The 17,826-nt window shown below is 50.3% G+C and carries 18 protein-coding genes and 4 pseudogenes; 15 read left to right on the forward strand and 7 right to left on the reverse strand.

Going from position 1 to position 17,826, the window contains the following annotated elements; all coding sequences use genetic code 11:
- Nucleotides 1-87: 87 nt before the first annotated feature.
- The 5 genes and pseudogenes from CDA56_RS31630 to CDA56_RS30520 form a co-directional block, all read left to right on the forward strand.
- Nucleotides 88-174 (forward strand): annotated as a pseudogene (locus CDA56_RS31630) (hypothetical protein); the annotation flags it as partial.
- A 43-nt stretch (nt 175-217) separates the two neighbouring features.
- Nucleotides 218-868, forward strand: coding sequence for a DUF2726 domain-containing protein (locus CDA56_RS30505; RefSeq protein WP_064362885.1), 651 nt, complete (start codon nt 218-220; stop codon nt 866-868).
- On the forward strand, nt 865-1,173 hold the full coding sequence (locus CDA56_RS30510; protein WP_064362883.1) for a hypothetical protein: 309 nt from the start codon (nt 865-867) through the stop codon (nt 1,171-1,173). The genes CDA56_RS30505 and CDA56_RS30510 overlap by 4 nt, the downstream gene beginning before the upstream one ends.
- Nucleotides 1,174-1,276: 103 nt before the next feature.
- Complete coding sequence (locus tag CDA56_RS30515) at nt 1,277-1,828, forward strand: phospholipase D family nuclease (protein WP_064362931.1); 552 nt, start codon at nt 1,277-1,279, stop codon at nt 1,826-1,828.
- A gap of 130 nt (nt 1,829-1,958) precedes the next feature.
- Entirely contained in the window at nt 1,959-2,216 is a 258-nt protein-coding gene (locus tag CDA56_RS30520) for a replication regulatory protein RepA (RefSeq protein WP_064362881.1), read from the forward strand.
- A gap of 45 nt (nt 2,217-2,261) precedes the next feature.
- Here the strand turns inward: CDA56_RS30520 and CDA56_RS31485 are convergent.
- Nucleotides 2,262-2,369: pseudogene (locus tag CDA56_RS31485) on the reverse strand (replication protein RepA); the annotation flags it as partial.
- An 82-nt stretch (nt 2,370-2,451) separates the two neighbouring features.
- Between CDA56_RS31485 and tap the strand changes: the two are divergent.
- From tap to CDA56_RS30550, 5 genes are all read left to right on the forward strand, one after another.
- Nucleotides 2,452-2,529, forward strand: a complete 78-nt coding sequence (tap, locus tag CDA56_RS30525; RefSeq protein WP_020323529.1) for a RepA leader peptide Tap — start codon at nt 2,452-2,454, stop codon at nt 2,527-2,529.
- Entirely contained in the window at nt 2,522-3,385 is an 864-nt protein-coding gene (gene repA, locus CDA56_RS30530) for an incFII family plasmid replication initiator RepA (RefSeq protein WP_104011515.1), read from the forward strand. Before tap ends, repA begins: the two co-directional genes overlap by 8 nt.
- A 1,178-nt stretch (nt 3,386-4,563) precedes the next feature.
- Entirely contained in the window at nt 4,564-5,295 is a 732-nt protein-coding gene (locus CDA56_RS30540) for an HNH endonuclease (protein ID WP_064362876.1), read from the forward strand.
- Between the two features lie 37 nt (nt 5,296-5,332).
- A complete protein-coding gene (locus CDA56_RS30545; RefSeq protein WP_064362873.1) occupies nt 5,333-5,614 on the forward strand; it encodes a hypothetical protein in 282 nt (93 codons plus the stop codon).
- A 53-nt stretch (nt 5,615-5,667) separates the two neighbouring features.
- The gene (locus CDA56_RS30550) at nt 5,668-6,279 is read left to right on the forward strand and encodes a DUF2913 family protein (RefSeq protein ID WP_064362872.1); all 612 of its coding nucleotides are present in this window, start codon (nt 5,668-5,670) and stop codon (nt 6,277-6,279) included.
- Here CDA56_RS30550 and CDA56_RS31130 read toward each other — a convergent pair.
- From CDA56_RS31130 to CDA56_RS30560, 4 genes and pseudogenes are all read right to left on the reverse strand, one after another.
- Nucleotides 6,276-6,407 (reverse strand): annotated as a pseudogene (locus tag CDA56_RS31130) (ISNCY family transposase); the annotation flags it as partial. The gene CDA56_RS30550 and the pseudogene CDA56_RS31130 overlap by 4 nt on opposite strands.
- A 56-nt stretch (nt 6,408-6,463) precedes the next feature.
- Nucleotides 6,464-7,456 (reverse strand): hypothetical protein, encoded by a 993-nt coding sequence (locus CDA56_RS30555; protein WP_001145103.1) that lies wholly within the window; start codon nt 7,454-7,456, stop codon nt 6,464-6,466.
- A 48-nt stretch (nt 7,457-7,504) separates the two neighbouring features.
- A complete protein-coding gene (locus CDA56_RS31135; protein WP_001404092.1) occupies nt 7,505-7,660 on the reverse strand; it encodes a hypothetical protein in 156 nt (51 codons plus the stop codon).
- 842 nt (nt 7,661-8,502) lie between these two features.
- Nucleotides 8,503-9,483: an IS5-like element IS5 family transposase gene (locus CDA56_RS30560; RefSeq protein ID WP_000019402.1), complete on the reverse strand. Its 981-nt coding sequence runs from the start codon at nt 9,481-9,483 to the stop codon at nt 8,503-8,505.
- 585 nt (nt 9,484-10,068) lie between these two features.
- On the opposite strand from CDA56_RS30560, the gene nhaA reads away from it, so the two are divergent.
- Nucleotides 10,069-11,250 (forward strand): Na+/H+ antiporter NhaA, encoded by a 1,182-nt coding sequence (gene nhaA, locus CDA56_RS30570; RefSeq protein WP_004194048.1) that lies wholly within the window; start codon nt 10,069-10,071, stop codon nt 11,248-11,250.
- A 651-nt stretch (nt 11,251-11,901) separates the two neighbouring features.
- On the opposite strand, the pseudogene CDA56_RS30575 reads toward nhaA, so the two are convergent.
- Nucleotides 11,902-12,063: pseudogene (locus CDA56_RS30575) on the reverse strand (integrase core domain-containing protein); the annotation flags it as partial.
- A gap of 259 nt (nt 12,064-12,322) precedes the next feature.
- On the reverse strand, nt 12,323-13,051 hold the full coding sequence (locus CDA56_RS30580) for a GntR family transcriptional regulator (RefSeq protein ID WP_052443910.1): 729 nt from the start codon (nt 13,049-13,051) through the stop codon (nt 12,323-12,325).
- A gap of 369 nt (nt 13,052-13,420) precedes the next feature.
- Between CDA56_RS30580 and CDA56_RS30585 the strand changes: the two genes are divergently transcribed.
- The 4 genes from CDA56_RS30585 to atzF form a co-directional block, all read left to right on the forward strand.
- Entirely contained in the window at nt 13,421-14,353 is a 933-nt protein-coding gene (locus tag CDA56_RS30585) for an ABC transporter substrate-binding protein (protein ID WP_044257535.1), read from the forward strand.
- Between the two features lie 190 nt (nt 14,354-14,543).
- Nucleotides 14,544-15,350: an ABC transporter permease gene (locus tag CDA56_RS30590; protein ID WP_032489965.1), complete on the forward strand. Its 807-nt coding sequence runs from the start codon at nt 14,544-14,546 to the stop codon at nt 15,348-15,350.
- On the forward strand, nt 15,343-16,155 hold the full coding sequence (locus CDA56_RS30595; RefSeq protein ID WP_032489966.1) for an ABC transporter ATP-binding protein: 813 nt from the start codon (nt 15,343-15,345) through the stop codon (nt 16,153-16,155). Before CDA56_RS30590 ends, CDA56_RS30595 begins: the two co-directional genes overlap by 8 nt.
- Nucleotides 16,130-17,826 (forward strand): allophanate hydrolase (gene atzF / locus CDA56_RS30600; RefSeq protein WP_218973213.1); only part of this gene is annotated, 1,697 nt, incomplete at its 3' end. The genes CDA56_RS30595 and atzF, both read left to right, overlap by 26 nt.

Below are 17,826 nucleotides of genomic sequence, written 5' to 3' on the forward strand. Positions count from 1 at the left end.
CGGCTGGAATGTTATTTTCATCTGAAAAGGAATCAATATGTTCAGATATTTTATTCTGCGCGCAGAGCAACAGTTATTCTGTTATTTAGAGGATTACCGAATGCCTTCAGCCGCGCCTTGCTTGTCAGGCTGCCGGCAGAGGCATGGTGCATCAGGCGAGGGACAGAGCGGTGAAAGAAGTGATTGGGAATAAATCGAAAATTCAGGGAGGTGACGTGTGGCGAAATTCTTAATATTGGGTGGTGCGGTGGCTATTTTTCTCGGTCTGGTCTGTCTGCTGGGACTTATTCTGAAAAGAAGGGGGACGGGTGAACCTTCTCCCTCTTTACAGGCACTCAAAGAGGCCGGTTTTCAGCCTTCCGAAGCTGAGAGTCTGCTGTGTCGTCAGCACCTCTGGGAAGGCAACAAAGTTCTGCTGACGGCAAAGGAACAGCGTTTTTTTACCGCATTATTAAGTGTGGTTAACCGCGACCGCTGGTTGCTGTGTCCACAGGTGAGAGTGGCAGACCTCGCCACACTTTCCCCGCGAATAAAACAACGTTCAAGGATGTGGTGGAAGTTATTCAGTATGGCATCACAGTGGCACTGCGATGTGGTAGTGATTGAAAGCGGTACATTCGAGATTGTTGCGGCAATTGAGCTTGATGATGCCTCGCATCTGAAAAAGCACCGCATCCGGCGCGATATTCTTCTGGAAGAGATACTGAAACAGTCGGGGATTCCCCTGCTGCGGGGATGGAACTCAGACAAGCTGGTCGAAAAGGTCAGTGAATTCCTGACAAACAGGATGGAAGAAAAGACGGCAGCACCAGCAGACGTTACGGAAACAGCAACCGGCCAGACAGAGCACAAGGAGAGCAAAAAATGATTATCGCCGCCGAAGTAAAACGTGATGAACAGGGGGACTGGACGCATCCTGCGCTGGCGCGCAGCGGCTGCGAAACCCCGGCAGAATTCCGCTACTGGCTGAAAACCCACGGACTGCTGTGCTTCGTGATGACAATGCGCGATGAAGCGCCTGAAGCGTTTGCTGACGGATTAACTGATGAAGCCCCGGATGCCCGTGGCTGGATACCGGAGCTGCCGGATGAGGATGGCTGGTTCCTGGGCTCTGTCCACGCGACCTGCGACGGTCCGGTCTGCTACTGGTTCCGACAGACCACAAAAGCCTGACGCCTCCGCATGGCGTCGTTGTCCAACCCCGGAGACGGGGAAAAACCAGTTTCCCCCGCCCCCGGCGTTTCTGAATACATCCAGTGAAGGAAATACTGTGAAAATAAATCGTACTCTCCGCAGATGGTGTCTGCCCGGGCTGGTCAGCCTGAGCCTGTGCGCACCCTTACCGGCCGTTTATGCCGCGAACATCGAGACCGGGTTTTCCCCGGAAGGGACAGCCCTGCAGCTGGTTCTGAAAACCATTACGACCGCAGAACAGGAAATCCGGCTGATGGGGTATTCCTTCACGTCTCCGGATGTGGCCGGTGCGCTTGTCAGAGCCAGACAGCGGGGCGTGGATGTGAAAGTTGTTCTGGACCACAAAGCCAATACCGGCGAGCGCAACAAAGCCAGCCGGGCCGCCATGAATCTGCTGGTCAGCGCGGGTATTCCTGTCCGGACAGTGGATACCTATAAGATCCTACACGACAAAGTGATCATCGCTGACGGGCGTAATACGGAGGTCGGTTCGTTCAACTTCAGTCGGGCTGCTGACCGTTCGAATTCAGAGAACGTGCTGGTCGTGTGGGATGACCCTGTTGTAGCCCAAAGCTATCTGCAGCACTGGTCATCCCGCTGGTCGAAGGGAACGGACTGGAAACAGACGTACTGACACTGCCATAAACAATCCCCGGACGTAAACCGTGCGCCAACGCGGGTTACGTTCATAAAGTAAGTCGCTGATTTAAATATTCTGTAGTATTCTCTGCAAAGATCCAGATTTGATCCTTGAGGAGGCAGAGATGTCGCAGATCGAAAATGCAGTAACTTCCTCATCGAAAGCAAAGCGTCAGTATCGTAAAGGTAACCCTCTTACCGATGCTGAGAAACAAAGACAGTCAGTAGCTCGTAAAAGAGCCTTACTCAAAGAGGTAAAAGTTTTTCTTGAGCCACGACTTAAAGGATATCTTTTGAGTATGTGTGAACAGGATGGACTTACCCAAGCTGAGGTTTTGACTGCTTTAATCGAAAGTGAAGCACAGAAACGAAAAATTAGCTGATGGGCTTACTTTCTTGAGTGTTTTATTTTTAGATGCTAGATTACTGTCGTTTAAAGAATTTTGATGGCTGGCCACGCCGTAAGGTGGCAGGGAACTGGTTCTGATGAGGTGTCTACCCGGGACCAGAAAAGCAAAAACCCCGATAATCTTCAGCAGGTTTGGCGACTAGAAGAAGATTAACGGGGCCTACTTAAACTGTATAGAAGCTGTTGCTCTATGCAGGGAGTATAGTTTTATGCTCAGAAAAGTTCAATACCTGTTTCTGTGCCATTTACTCCTTCCGTGCAACATAAGCGCGGGAAGGTGTGACTGACGTTCAGACGCTGTTCTCACATTACCGGCAGGTCAAAAACCCGAATCCGGTGTTCACGCCGCGTGAAGGAAAGAAGACGCTGCCGTTCTGTCGTAAGCTGATGGCGAAAGCCGAAGGCTTCACGTCCTGTTTTGATTTTTCCGTTCATGTTGCTTTTGCCCGTTCGCTGGGTAAGCGTCACCGGATGCCACCGCTGCTGCGCCGGCGTGCTATCGATGCGCTGCTGCAGGGATTGTGCTTTCATTACGACCCGCTGGCCAACCGGGTACAGCGCTCCATCACCAATCTGGCCATCGAGTGCGGGCTGGCGACCGAGTCGAAGGGCGGCAATCTGTCTATTACCCGCGCCACAAGGGCGCTAAAGTTTATGGCGGAGCTGGGGCTGATTACGTACCAGACCGAATATGACCCGCAGATTGGCTGCAACATCCCGACAGATATCACGTTCACCCCGGCCCTGTTCTCCGCACTGGATGTTTCTGACGTGGCAGTGCTGGCTGCGCGCCGCAGCCGCGTGGAGTGGGAAAATCTGCAGCGTAAAAAGCAGAGCCTGCTGCCGCTGGAAATGGATGAGCTGATAGCGAAGGCCTGGCGCTTTGTGCGTGAGCGGTTTCGCAGCTATCAGTCCGAACGTAAATCACATGGCCTGAAACGCGCCCGTGCGCGCCGTGATGCGGACAGAACGCGCCAGGATATCGTGACGCTGGTGAAGCAGCAGCTGACGCGTGAGTACGCCAGCGGTCGCTTTATCGGTGGTCTCGATGCCATGAAGCGGGAGCTTGAGCGGCGTGTGAAAGAGCGCATGCTGATGTCGCGCGGCAACAACTACACGCGGCTGGCCACAGTCCCGATATAACCCTCACCCCGAAAAAAATCCGGCCGGCGCCGGAGGTATTCGCACGTCTGCAGTCCGCCACTGATTATTATCTGACCAACCGTATCCTTTCGCCCGTCAGAATCCCGGGCTTCCCTGCGCAAATATGGCCAGAAAATTTATCACCTGCGTCACTTTTGGTCGCTGAATTCAGTTATCCACCAATAACTGCAAGGGACTTTTCCATAAGGTTACAACCGTAATGCCTACAGAGCGCCAGTCGGTGACGTTTCAGAGTGCGTGGTTCCCTTTAAACATCTGCTCTGTACTTCTTTTAAATACATAATCTTTATCTCTTATAAATACATAACCTGTTCGTCGCCTGCCCTGTGGACAGGCTCATGAAAATGACCGCCCTTGCAGCGGACTGACGTCCGCGCCGGTTCGGAATACCAGAAGTACCTCCCGCCGCCATGCGGCGGGCATATCGGCAACACCTCACTGGTTAGTTACAGCATCCGGGTGAATCCCCTGCAAACGGCATCAGTGCCGTCCTCATCAACGCATTAACCACAACACAAAAGCAGAAACCTCGCCTCTCACCACCGGAGAACGCTGACGCTTCAGTTGCTCCTGTGCCCACCTGACCGCCACTGAAAAGCGGCGCCCCACCCCGGCCAACGGCCGGGGTAATGCATCGCTTTAAAATGGCGGATGTTGTAACTAGATTTTGTCGTAGCTGTGAGTGGTGTGGCTTTGGGTTCTGGTGTACACGCTCGTAAGCGGCCCTCACGGCCCGCTAACGCGGAGATACGCCCCGACTGCGGCTCTCGCCTTGTCGTGACCACTCCGACCGCGCACAGAGGCTTCTGTATCGTTTTTAGCGGAGTTGTTTTGGGCTTAGCAGGAAGGGGGATTATTACGGCTGAAGCCGTAATGCTTTTTTCGTCCTCGCTTCGCTGCGGGAGTCTCCGGCGCGTAGCGCCTCCCATGCGCTGGCGCGCATCTTAAAACCGTCCCCGGCGTACCCTGAACGTGACGTGTGCTAACGCTGGACTGAGAAGCCTGTACGACAATTCCAGAAATCTATTGTTGGTTAATTGTTAAAAAATCGGTGACGTTTTCTGTTCGGAATCATGAATTATTCGATGTCAGAGTCCGGATAGCGAGCTTATCCATGTAAAATACGAGCCCGGAGCTGAACGGAAACAGAGCAGATAATGAACCGCAAACAATTCATCCAGAGCCGGGGGGCCACCTGTCGTAACTGGACCTGGAGCTGGTCTTTTATCAACCATGACGACCAGCTGGTCATCTTCGGGGCGTGGGACGTTGAGCGTGACCAGGAGCGCGCTGTTATCCTGCGTGAAGACTGGGAATACAACGCCAGACTCAGGAAAAACCCCGGCTACACCCAGGCGGTTGAGCATATCGGCTACATCCTCAGGGGATACGACCTGTACACCTTCAACATGGTGCAGGCCGCCCGTACCGATGCGCCGGACGTCGCGGTCATTCAGGATTTCGAACGCCGGCTGGAAAAACGCTTTCTGAGAAAAGAGGGCGCCGTCTGGTACGCTGACTTTACTGCCAGTCCATATCCCGAAGAGCTGTCCGTCGCCGGCAGCTATATCGAGGGCGCCACAAAATCCATCACCATCAATGCGTATGAACGCGACCCGGCCGCACGGCGGGCCTGTATCGCGTATCATGGTGCCGTCTGTCAGTGCTGCGGATTCGATTTTGAGAGAACCTGGGGTGAGCACGGGAAAGGATTTATCCACGTTCATCATATCCGGCCGCTGAGAACACTCGGACCTGACTATCAGATTGACCCGGTCAACGAGCTGGTCCCGTTGTGCCCGAACTGCCATGCCATGATCCATCGGGGCAACGAGGCAAAGCCGTTGTCCGTTGAGGAATTACGCGCCATGATGAGGCCCTCCGGCTGAATGCCGGCATCTGAAATACTGTTAACCGGAGTTCTGCATGCGCGTTGCCGAACATATCATCCTCGATGCCCTTACTCGCGGAGGATGCATCAAAACCTTCTGGCGCATATCGTCACGACAGGCCGCTGAATCGTCAGCGCGGATACCTGAGGGGTATATCCTGGAGTCGCCCGGTGAACGGGAAGATATCGTGCTCAGCCATGCCGATTTTCATGCGCTGGAGAAGCATCTGGAGCAGAAGGAAACCTGGGAGCAGGTGGTCGGTCTGACCTGTTTTGGTGGCGCAACCTGGCAGCTGAGACCGACTGTACAGAGCTGAACAACAGAGATTTAAGACCAGGGAATCAGTAAGACTGAAGGGAGGTACCTGTTATGACGCTGACAGAAAAAACAGGCCATCTGGCATGGTGTGCACTGGTCGCGCTGGCACTGGCCAGACAGGAGCAGGGAGAGATCTCTCCCGCACAGGAAAATCTCTTTCTCACCCGCTGGCTCGCGGCAGCACTGAAGCAACGGCGATTCTCGCGCGATGTGGCACAGGATATCGGGTGGTTACTGAATCAGGGGCGTTTGCTGGGTGTGAGAGCAAAGCTGGCAGACAAACTGGACTATGTCTGGCGCTCCTGCAGCGGCGAGTTGACTGAACAGAACGACATGTTCCGGCTGACGTATGCGCTGGAAACAGCGAAAGACATGGGCTGGAATTACCGCGTAATGAGCGACAGAGAATGGGCCGGGCGATATGCCTTGGTACTCAATCCTGGAGTAAACGGCGTTTATCTCTTACGGACAAACCTCGATGCCGCTTTTGACGACAATGGCCAGCAGACAAATCCGCTGACAGCACGTCTGACAGGGAGCGTAGCAGGGGTAATGAAGCTGTTAAGTCGCTGTGGCTGGCAGGCAGAGCCGGAGTGTAATATCTCCCTGTCCCATCAGTTTACGCTTATGGCCGGACAGGGAGTGCCAGGAAAGGGGGATTAGTGGCGGATCTGCGCCAGGTCGTCTTCAGTCAGACCGGTCATTTTCATGACGGTATTGCGGTCAATGCCGTTCTGCAGCATGGTGCGGTCAATTTTCAGAGTGGCCTGACGCTCACCTTCTGAACGGCCTATTAGCGTGTGCTCCGGTGATTTGCACATGCGCAAATTTTTCAGCCCAAAGGAGGCTAATCATCACGGGGATTACGTTCAAATCCCCTGCGCCCTCTTGCTGCCCATTCAGCATTGAGTACCACGTAACGCTCCCAGCGTTCACGCAGCTGTGCGAGCTTTAGCGGTACTTCTTTGGTGACAAAGGCTTCCGGTATTTCAAAGTCATCAAGATGCCCTTCCAGGTATACATGTACGCCTTCCAACACATCAATCAGAGTGATGTTGTTACTTTGTTGCCCTTCAAGAAGCGGCCCCTGCCAGCTATGCCAGAAGGCCTGATGGCGCAGACAGCTTTCGTCATTCGCGAGCCTCCATAAATCCATAAAGATTCCTCGTGCAACTTTGAACGGCTGTTCATCAAACTGTTCGATGAGAAAGAAATAACACGGGATCTTGAGCGCGTTAATACGCGCAATTTCAATTTCAGCATCACGGCGCAAGGCAATCAGATTGCTAAAGCGCGAGCGCATACAGGCAACAGGGTTCAATACCCTTACCTTTTCATTCATTTCAGGCATGCCGGGGCCGGTTGCTTCTACATAAAACGGGGCGGTATACAGGTAAAGCTTTTTCCCCTGAAAATCAGAACGGTCAAAGCCTCCGGGGCGGTCGATAATATCCACCACATTTGGCTCGTCAGGCGCATCCGGTACGGCAAATAAGCGTCCATCATCCCGTTTGATATCGTGTGTATCCTGATCGATAAGCATAAACTGCGCAAGGGATGGGGGCTGACCGTCTTTGTTCTCCCACGTCTTAACGTTGAGCGTTTTTGCTATAGCCGCAATATCATCTTTCCGGGCGCTGTAGTCGCAGTCAACAGATGTGGTGAGGCGCTCATCAGGCAATCTGTCGCCGTATTGTGCATGATAATAGGATATCCAGTATTGCACAGCCTGACCGCCAACTGTGATAACGGCATGTTTGAACTGGTCAGCGTTGCAGATCAGCTGCTGATTTAGCAGGTACATCTGCTCATAGGGGGGAATAACGTCTTGAACAGGCATAAAAAAACCATCAGCGAATGATGGTTTATTGTGCCTCAAAGTCCAGGATCAGGCAAAAGCGATAGTATGAGAGAATTTGCTGCTAGCTGACTTACTGAAGCGGCTTTTCACGGCAGGTTTGTAACCGGCACGACCACGCAAAACCTGCACCGCTACGGCTTCGTAGCGTTCATGCTGCTTTTGTTTAGCTTGTACGGGAGACATAATTTTGTACCTGACGGTAGTTATAAACAAAAAAGTTGCAGTAACTATACGTCACGAATCTACGTCACGCAATAGAGTACTATTGTTGCAACTTCGATGTACTTCCAGATTACAAAGTAAGTCCTGATGTCTTAGCAAATGTGGTGAACGGAACTGCCATTCCTTCAGCGGACTGTGCCGGGGTGGATGTCAATGCGTCACCTGCTGAACAGCCAGGCAAACGCCCAGTGAAATGATACCGAACACCACGATATTTAACAGGATGCATTTCAGTCTGCTGAACGAACGCGAGAATTCTTCCTTTTCTTCTCTGTCTGCCTATTCAATTAACCAGCGCGAATAGGCATCATTGTGTTTCTGGTCCGTCATCCGTCTTCCCTCTTTCAGTTCTGATTTTTACGCGTTTCCGTGGCAGCGCGCAGTCGCATGATTATTTGGGTTATGAGTGTTCAATAAATTGGTTAAACTGATCTCGTTGACGGATATCCGTTGGTTGTTGACTTATTCATCTCAGGTATTAGCCGTCTAAATATCTTTCCTTTGTTTTTGCTGTAATTGTAATTTTAATTTTTTATTAAAGAAAAGTTTTAAGGGTATGAAATAAAAGAACAAAGTTAAACCTGCGGATAAAAGGTATATCAACATGACAGGCACTTCCTCATAGAACTGTATTATATGTTCAGTACCATCAGCTAGGGAAGGTGCGAATAAGCGGGGAAATTCTTCTCGGCTGACTCAGTCATTTCATTTCTTCATGTTTGAGCCGATTTTTTCTCCCGTAAATGCCTTGAATCAGCCTATTTAGACCGTTTCTTCGCCATTTAAGGTGTTATCCCCAGTTTTTAGTGAGATCTCTCCCACTGACGTATCATTTGGTCCGCCCGAAACAGGTTGGCCAGCGTGAATAACATCGCCAGTTGGTTATCGTTTTTCAGCAACCCCTTGTATCTGGCTTTCACGAAGCCGAACTGTCGCTTGATGATGCGAAATGGGTGCTCCACCTTGGCCCGGATGCTGGCTTTCATGTATTCGATGTTGATGGCCGTTTTGTTCTTGCGTGGATGCTGTTTCAAGGTTCTTACCTTGCCGGGGCGCTCGGCGATCAGCCAGTCCACATCCACCTCGGCCAGCTCCTCGCGCTGTGGCGCCCCTTGGTAGCCGGCATCGGCTGAGACAAATTGCTCCTCTCCATGCAGCAGATTACCCAGCTGATTGAGGTCATGCTCGTTGGCCGCGGTGGTGACTAGGCTGTGGGTCAGGCCACTCTTGGCATCGACACCAATGTGGGCCTTCATGCCAAAGTGCCACTGATTGCCTTTCTTGGTCTGATGCATCTCCGGATCGCGTTGCTGCTCTTTGTTCTTGGTCGAGCTGGGTGCCTCAATGATGGTGGCATCGACCAAGGTGCCTTGAGTCATCATGACGCCTGCTTCGGCCAGCCAGCGATTGATGGTCTTGAACAATTGGCGGGCCAGTTGATGCTGCTCCAGCAGGTGGCGGAAATTCATGATGGTGGTGCGGTCCGGCAAGGCGCTATCCAGGGATAACCGGGCAAACAGACGCATGGAGGCGATTTCGTACAGAGCATCTTCCATCGCGCCATCGCTCAGGTTGTACCAATGCTGCATGCAGTGAATGCGTAGCATGGTTTCCAGCGGATAAGGTCGCCGGCCATTACCAGCCTTGGGGTAAAACGGCTCGATGACTTCCACCATGTTTTGCCATGGCAGAATCTGCTCCATGCGGGACAAGAAAATCTCTTTTCTGGTCTGACGGCGCTTACTGCTGAATTCACTGTCGGCGAAGGTAAGTTGATGACTCATGATGAACCCTGTTCCATGGCTCCAGATGACAAACATGATCTCATATCAGGGACTTGTTCGCACCTTCCTTAACGAAATGCGCCATTTTGACCTGTGGTATGTCTTTTCTGACAGCCATTCGTCACCGGCATGGACGGATAATTATCCATCAGCTGCTGTTCAGGCTTTTCAGGATAATGCGGCTCAGAGCAGCATCTGTCTGCAAACGGTGTCCTGTGTAATCATTTTCCATCACTACCCGTGTCAGTTTACGTTGCCAGCTCTTACTGACAGATACTATTTACTGACACGCGGCGGATAGTAAATTTCAGCCATGTTCTGGAAACAGACTGAGCAAATTTCTCAGAATGGAAACGCACCCTAGCCCCGCCAAGGCTTCGCTTTACGATAATTTACCTGAAGGCGGCCATTTACCTGACGGTGCATGATAAAATGTAACCACAGACCGACCGAATTTAACTTATTAATTTAATTATCTAAATTTCTTACATCAGTCAATCAGGCTGTGCATTGCATTTTTGGAGTGCACAGTCTCTGGGTTGCCTGATTCACAATTCGTAAGTCAACATCTCAGGGGGAGATTAAGTGACAGAAAACCCAATCGGATTAACCAGAAAAGTTATCAAGCCCGTTTCTAATTTTTTCAGTTCACCTGTAGCGGGCGGTATTGTGCTTATTATTGCTTCGGCAGCCGCTATCATCGTGGCCAATTCGCCCCTCAGGGAAGGTTATGAAACACTCCTGAAATACAAAACAGCAGGCCTGTCCGTTGAGCACTGGATAAACGATGCCCTGATGGCCGTATTCTTTATGATGGTCGGGCTGGAAATCAAGCGTGAGCTTGTCACCGGCCAGTTAGCCACCTGGAGCCAGCGTGCGTTGCCGGGCTTTGCCGCACTGGGTGGTCTGGCCGTACCTGCCCTGATTTACGTGGGGTTTAATGCCGGTCATGACGAAACCCTTTCCGGCTGGGCCATCCCGGCGGCCACGGATATTGCTTTTGCGCTCGGTGTACTCGCCTTACTGGGCAGTCGTGTGCCAGTCTCGCTAAAAATTTTCCTGTCGGCGCTGGCTATTCTGGATGACATGGGGGCGGTGGCTATCATCGCGCTCTTCTATACCAGCAACATTTCGCTTCTGATGCTGGGTGGTGCAGCGGCAATGGTTGCTCTGCTGTTTAGCCTGAACCGTGCCGGCGTGACGCGCCTGCTGCCCTATCTGCTGACGGGGGGAGTACTGTGGTTTTTCATGCTTCAGTCAGGCGTGCATGCCACCGTCGCGGGTATCCTGCTGGCGTTCTTTATCCCGCTGCGAACCAGGAATGCGGCTGATGAAGTGCCTCTGGACAGGCTTGAGCATGCCATCAACCCCTGGGTCACGTTTATGATACTGCCGCTGTTTGGCTTCGCCAATGCGGGCGTCGCGTTGTCGGGCATGACGATGAATGACCTGTTGTCGCCGGTTCCGGTAGGCGTGGCGCTGGGCCTGTTTTTGGGTAAACAGGCAGGTATCTTTGGCCTGTCGCTACTGGCCGTCAGCCTGGGCCTGGCGAAACGACCAGAGAAAAGTACCTGGTTACAGGTTTATGGTGTCTCGGTACTGTGTGGGATTGGTTTTACCATGAGCCTGTTTATCGGCAATCTGGCCTTTACAGGCAGCCCTCTGCTCGTTGATGAGGTCAAGGTGGGGGTTCTGGCAGGGTCCATACTGGCCGCTCTGGCCGGTATTTTGATACTGCGCTTTGCGCCTTCTAAGCAAGTCAGGTAACGTATTATCTACAGGAAAATCCCCGTGATAACGGGGGTTTTTTCACACTGTCAGTGTATATTCTGAAGAGAAAATTGAAATTATTTAATTTTATTATAAATAATTACCTTTCTATCTTTCACATTTTACAGGCGGAGCCCTGTTCAGATAAGTCAGGATGAACGCTGGCATATCAGTTAAAATATTATGTTATTCAAATAAATAGTCGGCTAACGTGGTTTTTTACACGACTGGCCCTCTAACCCCGGAACTGAGTGTCAGGCGTGGAATGAGACAAACGCGGCCATAACAGCGGAATGACACCGGTAAACCGAAAGGCAGGAACAGGAGAGCGCACGAGGGAGCTACCAGGGGTCAGTTTGGATATAGAGAATTATTGTACGGTAAGCCTGTTTTTTGAACAGACTTACCTATAGCAATAGGGTGTACTCCCGCGCTATACGGCATTTTCAGAGGTTTGACCTTAATCGGATAACCTAAATGCGATACTGCAAGAGCGACAACTTAAAAGCGATAGCCACTGACGCAAAATCAACCCCTTACGAACCAAGATTGGTTAAATAATGCGCTTAACGTACAAAAATTTCCGATCTCCAAACTGACCCCTGTACCAGCTCGCGTATCGCGTATGCTGGTGTAAGTACACCCGTTTTAGTTCCACGCACTTTTTGAGATTTCCGGGTTTTCAGCCATCAGCCGGTACTCTTCCGGTGTCAGGTTATTCAGGGATTCATGGGGCCTCTCACAGTTATATTCAGCCAGCCAGCGCTCTGTAATTTCCCGTGCTTCATTCAGTGTTCTGAACGGATAAAAATAACTGTAAAGATAATCGGCTAAATACAGAAATATAACAATGAGGAGCAGTTAAAGCACCAGAAAAAGAGAACGGATTTATAAATAATATGAATAGAATGATTGGAATTGGAAAAATATTCTTTTCCGTGTAATGAAAATATTGCAACGGTTATTTTTGTGAAAGTACATTATAACCTGATTGTAGCAGTCCTCATCCCTTAGAGGAAGAGGATGTTAATTTTTGTATAACTTGGGCATTTATTTTATGAGTGGAGCATCAAGTTTCGACCAAACCCAGCCCTTGTTTGCGAGCTAATTGAATCTGATGCAAAGTAATTTTTTGCACTTCTTTTTGACTGGCTTCAATATGAGCACATAGTAGCAAAATAGCCTCTTCGCTTTTGCCTCGTAGAATTTCACGTAAAATTTCAGAATGTTCGGTGTATGTCGTGGTGATACGATCTGTTTTGGTGAAGTCGAGTCTTCGGATGATCCTGATACGTGCTGTTACATCTTTATGCATACGAGCCATTTCATTATTGCCTGAAGCTTCGACAAGTGTGGTATGAAACTGTTCATCCCAGCTGGCAACCTGTAACCCGTCCGTACATCGTTCCGAGGCTGGCACGAGCCATATTTGCTGAAGTGAGGATAGGCGTGCCAGATCCACTCGCCGATCCTGATCACACAACCGGCGTACTGCTGCCACCTCAAGGACCATACGTAGATCGTAGAGTTGTTCGAAGATATCAAAATCGAATGGCTGTACTCGCCAGCCAGCCCGAAATTGCACCTGAACATAACCTTCAGATTGCAAACGAAACAATGCTTGTCGCACAGGTGTTCGACTGACGTTAAAACGCTTGCTGATTTCACTTTCAGTAAAATGATCGCCAGGGATTAGTCTGAACTCGGAGATTTCGTTTTTAATCTTTTCGTAAACGTCATCCGCTCGTGTCCGATTGGATGGCGACTCTGTAGAAGCAAGGTTGTACTTATGAATCATACGCATATGTCAACATTATCAGAACGAGTAGTGTCTAACCATCACTGTATCAAATTTTTTACCTTGAGTATCCCGGACTCTTTGTTTATTGCAGTTTTGCGAAACGGTGAGTGCAATCGCAGTAAATTCTACTGCACCAATCCTGACCTTCCATTTCCCTAAATTGGTGCATTTCATATAAGGATAATAAATAAGTTCCGCGCTGGCAGAAAAGAGGTGTTTCGCAGAGTAGGATTGTTACTAAGGAAAACAAGAACTAATTAATTAAAATTCATGTTATCTCCATATTGGCATATTAATTGCTTTGCTTGTTTTGATTCTTGTGCACAAGATGGTATCCATCATTTATGTCGAATTGGGAACCTTAATATGTTTTTACGCAGACTCATGATTTTCTCTTTAACTGCTTCATTATTTTGTACGGTGATGCCTGTTCAGGCCGCAGACACTATCATCAGAGTAGGGACCCTCAAACTTATTCACGGCATAACTCCATATTTCTACGATAAATTCACCCCCAAAGGATATAAGGTCGAGGTTGTGCCATTTGAAACCCCTACAGATGGTAAAAACGCCGTAGTGACACATTCAGTTGATTTTGGTGGCTATGGTCTGGCTGCTGCCGTTCTGGGGGGCGCTGCTGGTGAGCCTGTGGTTGTTATTTCTCCGATGAGTAATGGTGGCATGGGTCTGGTGGTCAGCAATAAGTCCGGGATCAGTAGTTTCAAAGATCTCAAAAACAAACGTATAGGTATCCTTACCGGTTCAACTCAGGAAACGGTGTTTCTCGAACGCCTGAAATCTGAGGGCATGACCATTAAAGATGTGAAACCGATCCGTGTGTCATTCAGCGAAATGGCCGGTGCTCTTGAACGTGGTGATATTGATGCCTACGTAGGAGCCGAACCCGGTCCCTCCATTAGCGTATCACGTGGTATAGGCAAAGTACTGGAATACCCCTACAGCACTTCTGTGGGCTCCGTGAATATGGTCATGACCACACATGCTGACACCCTTAAAAACAACCCTGAATTCGTCAAAGTATTTTTGGAAATACATCGCAAGGCATCTGAATATGCAATGGCTAATCGTAAAGAGTTGCTGGAGATGGCTAATACAAAACTGGGCCTACCAGAGGATGTGGCCAGCCTTGCAGCAGACAATGTCAAATTTGTCTGGAGAGCCGATGATGAATGGCTACAGCATTGTAAAAACTACGGCTCCCTGATGCTTGAACGTAAGCAGATACGCCGCCTGCCCGAAAATGATAGTTTCTTAGTCACAAACCTGGGGCCACATTGATGATATTGCCACATCAAAAATTCCATTCATTGCAGGAGTTGTTATGGCCACACCAATACTGAAAATTCCCGGTTCATCTGGCGATGACACAGCCTATGAGACCAGTTCAGCAGCAACTCCTCCTCATTATCAGGCAGCTTTGACACACAAAGCTGAGGAGATGACGAAATTAGAGCAGGATCAGGATCTGATGCCTTCACCGCCCAGTCGGGTTAAAGAATGGCTTGTGCGCTGGGTGGCACCGGTGCTCCTGCCGTTGATTCTACTGTTTTTATGGGATTTTGCCGTGCGACTAAGTGGCACCATGCTCGTTCCATCCCCCGCAAATGTGGCTCTAATGCTCAAGGATTTTGCTGTAGGTGGTGTATACGACGATGCATTCAGTGGCACTCTTTATATTCACTGGATTAAATCTATGTCGCGTGTATATGGCGCTTTTGCTTTGGCGGTGTTGTTGGCCATTCCAACTGGTCTTCTTATCGGAAAGAATGCGCTGGTTCGCCGGCTTGTTGATCCTACTTTGCAATTGTTGCGTCCGGTTCCGGTGACGGCCTGGTTACCGTTGTCCATGATCTTTTTTGGTGTGGGGCCGAATGCAGCCATTTTTCTTGTTTGCCTGGGGGCATTTTTCCCCATTGCTATTAACACAGCTTTCGGAGTGAAGTCCGTAGAGCCACGCCTGTTCGAAGCGGCAGCAATGTTGGGATGTAAAGGACCATCTATGTTCCGTCAGGTTGTATTGCCTGCAGCAATGCCATCAATTTTCAATGGATTACGCATGGGGCATGCTATCGCCTGGTTCTTGATTGTTGTTGGAGAAATGACCGGAGTACCTGAAGGACTGGGTGCGGCCATTATGGATGGCCGGATGCTTTCACGCACCGATGTGGTTATCGCGGGTATGGTAGTCATCGGTCTCACAGGTTTTATCACCGATCGCCTTTTGGTAACACTCAATAATCGTTTACTCAAATGGAGTCCACAACACAATGCCTGACACTATCACAGCCTTTGCCACCCCTTCTCAAAAAGGGATGCCCATCCTCGATATCGCAGGTGTAAGCAAAGTCTTCAGCCTGAATGGTCGTCCTATTCATGCTCTGAAAGACGTGAATCTGCAGATTTGGAAGGGAGAGTTCATCTGTTTGATTGGCGCCTCGGGTTGCGGCAAGTCCACACTGTTACGCATTATGGGGGGATTCGAATCCGTATCCTCAGGTATGGCGCGTATGTATCGCACCCCGATTACCGAACCTGCATCAGAGCGGGGTATGGTTTTCCAGGATTATGGATTATTCCCCTGGTTGACAGTGCGGCAAAACATTGCTTTCGGCCCTAAGCAGCGTGGACTATCCAAAGCCATGCTACGTGAGATTACCGATCGTTATTTGAATATGGTCGGTCTCACAAAATTTGCAGATCACTTTCCAGGCCAACTCTCCGGCGGCATGAAACAACGAGTTTCCATTGCACGGGCATTAGCCAATGATTGCGAGGTCTTGCTTATGGACGAACCCTTTGGTGCCCTTGATGCGTTAACCCGGGACGCCCTGCAGCAGGAACTACTTGAAATTTGGGAACGGACCCGACTTACCGTGGTATTTGTTACTCATGCTGTAGAGGAGGCTGTCTTGCTGGCTGATCGCGTGGTGGTAATGACGGCCGGTCCTGGACGGGTAGAAACAGATTTTTGTGTGCCACTCGACAGACCTCGTTGCATTACTGCGCCGGAGTTTAACGACGTGCGTCAGCAGTTAACCGAGATGTTAACAAGCCATGTGGTACACACCAAAGCAGTGTGAAAAGAAACGAGCTAAATACCAACAATCACCTTTTCTAGACTATAACGTTGGATATAACTGCAATATGAATTTGACAATTACACATTCTTTAATGACATCTACCGTACTCGAACAGCAGGCTCCACTTAATCTGGCATCATTCAAACATGCATATGCATATTGTTCTGATCCAAAAGATGTTCTGCGCGAAATTTACCACCGCATTGATATCGCTGGAACACATCCTGTATGGATTAGTCTGCTTCCACTAAATGTGGCCCTCGACATGCTAGAACAAGCTATGGCCCGAAAAGCCAGAGGTGAGGAGCTTCCGTTGTTTGGCATCCCATTCGGAGTGAAGGATAACATTGACGTTTTTGGGCTGCCTACAACGGCGGGTTGCCCTGAGTTCTCCTATATGCCTCAGAGCCATGCCTTTGTCGTAGAACAGTTGATTGCTGCTGGTGCTATTCCTATAGGAAAGACTAATCTGGATCAGTTTGCTACTGGGCTTAATGGGACTCGGTCGCCTTATGGGATCCCAACTTGTGTGTTTGATGAGCGCTACATATCGGGTGGCTCCAGTAGCGGGTCCGCGGTAGCAGTGGGCAGTGGTTTTGTACCATTTTCACTTGGCACTGACACGGCAGGATCTGGCCGGGTACCGGCTGCCTTCAATAATTTGGTAGGTATCAAACCGACAAAAGGTACCATATCAACCAGAGGACTCGTCCCTGCTGCGAGAAGTCTGGATTGCATATCCATATTTGCGCACAGTGTAGATGATGCGCTGACTGTTGCACGTATCGCTTCCGCCTACGATGCGGCTGACTCATTCTCACGGCAGGTTCAGTCATCCACCTGGACCGAAAGGAAGTGGCCAGCACGCTTTACCTTTGGAGTGCCGTCCGCATCACAACTCAAGTTTTTTGATGACATGCAAGCTGAGGGGCTCTTCGAGGAGGCTATTCGTAAGCTGGAAAAGATGGGGGGGCAATGTGTACGTTTCGACTATACTCCATTCCAGGAAACGGCTGAACTGCTCTATAGCGGCCCTTGGGTGGCCGAGCGGCTTGCGGCCATCCAAAGTTTTACTGACGAACACCCTGGTGCGATCCACCCGGTAGTGCGGGACATAATCCTGTCGGCCCAGGACATGAGCGCGGCTGACGCATTCCGGGGCAGCTACCGTCTCAGCGAGCTGAACCGGCGCACACAGGCTCTTTGGCAGCAGATCGATGTGATGTTGCTACCCACAGCTCCGACGATTTATACCGTTGAAGATATGTTAACCGATCCCGTGTGCTTGAACAGCAATCTGGGCTTCTACACGAATTTCGTGAATTTAATGGATCTCTCAGCAATAGCCGTTCCGGCTGGCTTTCGTCCAGATGGGCTACCGTTCGGTATTACTTTCATCGGCCAGGCATTCGAAGATGGTACGATCGCGAGCCTGGGTAAAGCATTTATGGCCAGGGACCGGGAGGAATCTCCGTGGGAGGCATTACAGGAAAGCGCTATCCGTATCGCTGTTGTGGGAGCTCATTTGTCTGGTCAGCCACTGAATCACCAGCTGACCGGCCGCGGTGGAACCCTGCATGCGACAACGAAAACATCCGCCGGTTATGCGCTGTATGCCATTAATGATTCCAATCCTCCAAAACCCGGTTTGCTCCGCGACAGGAATGCTGC

Source organism: Klebsiella michiganensis (assembly GCF_002925905.1).
In the GTDB taxonomy this organism is placed as follows: Bacteria; Pseudomonadota; Gammaproteobacteria; order Enterobacterales; family Enterobacteriaceae; genus Klebsiella; species Klebsiella michiganensis.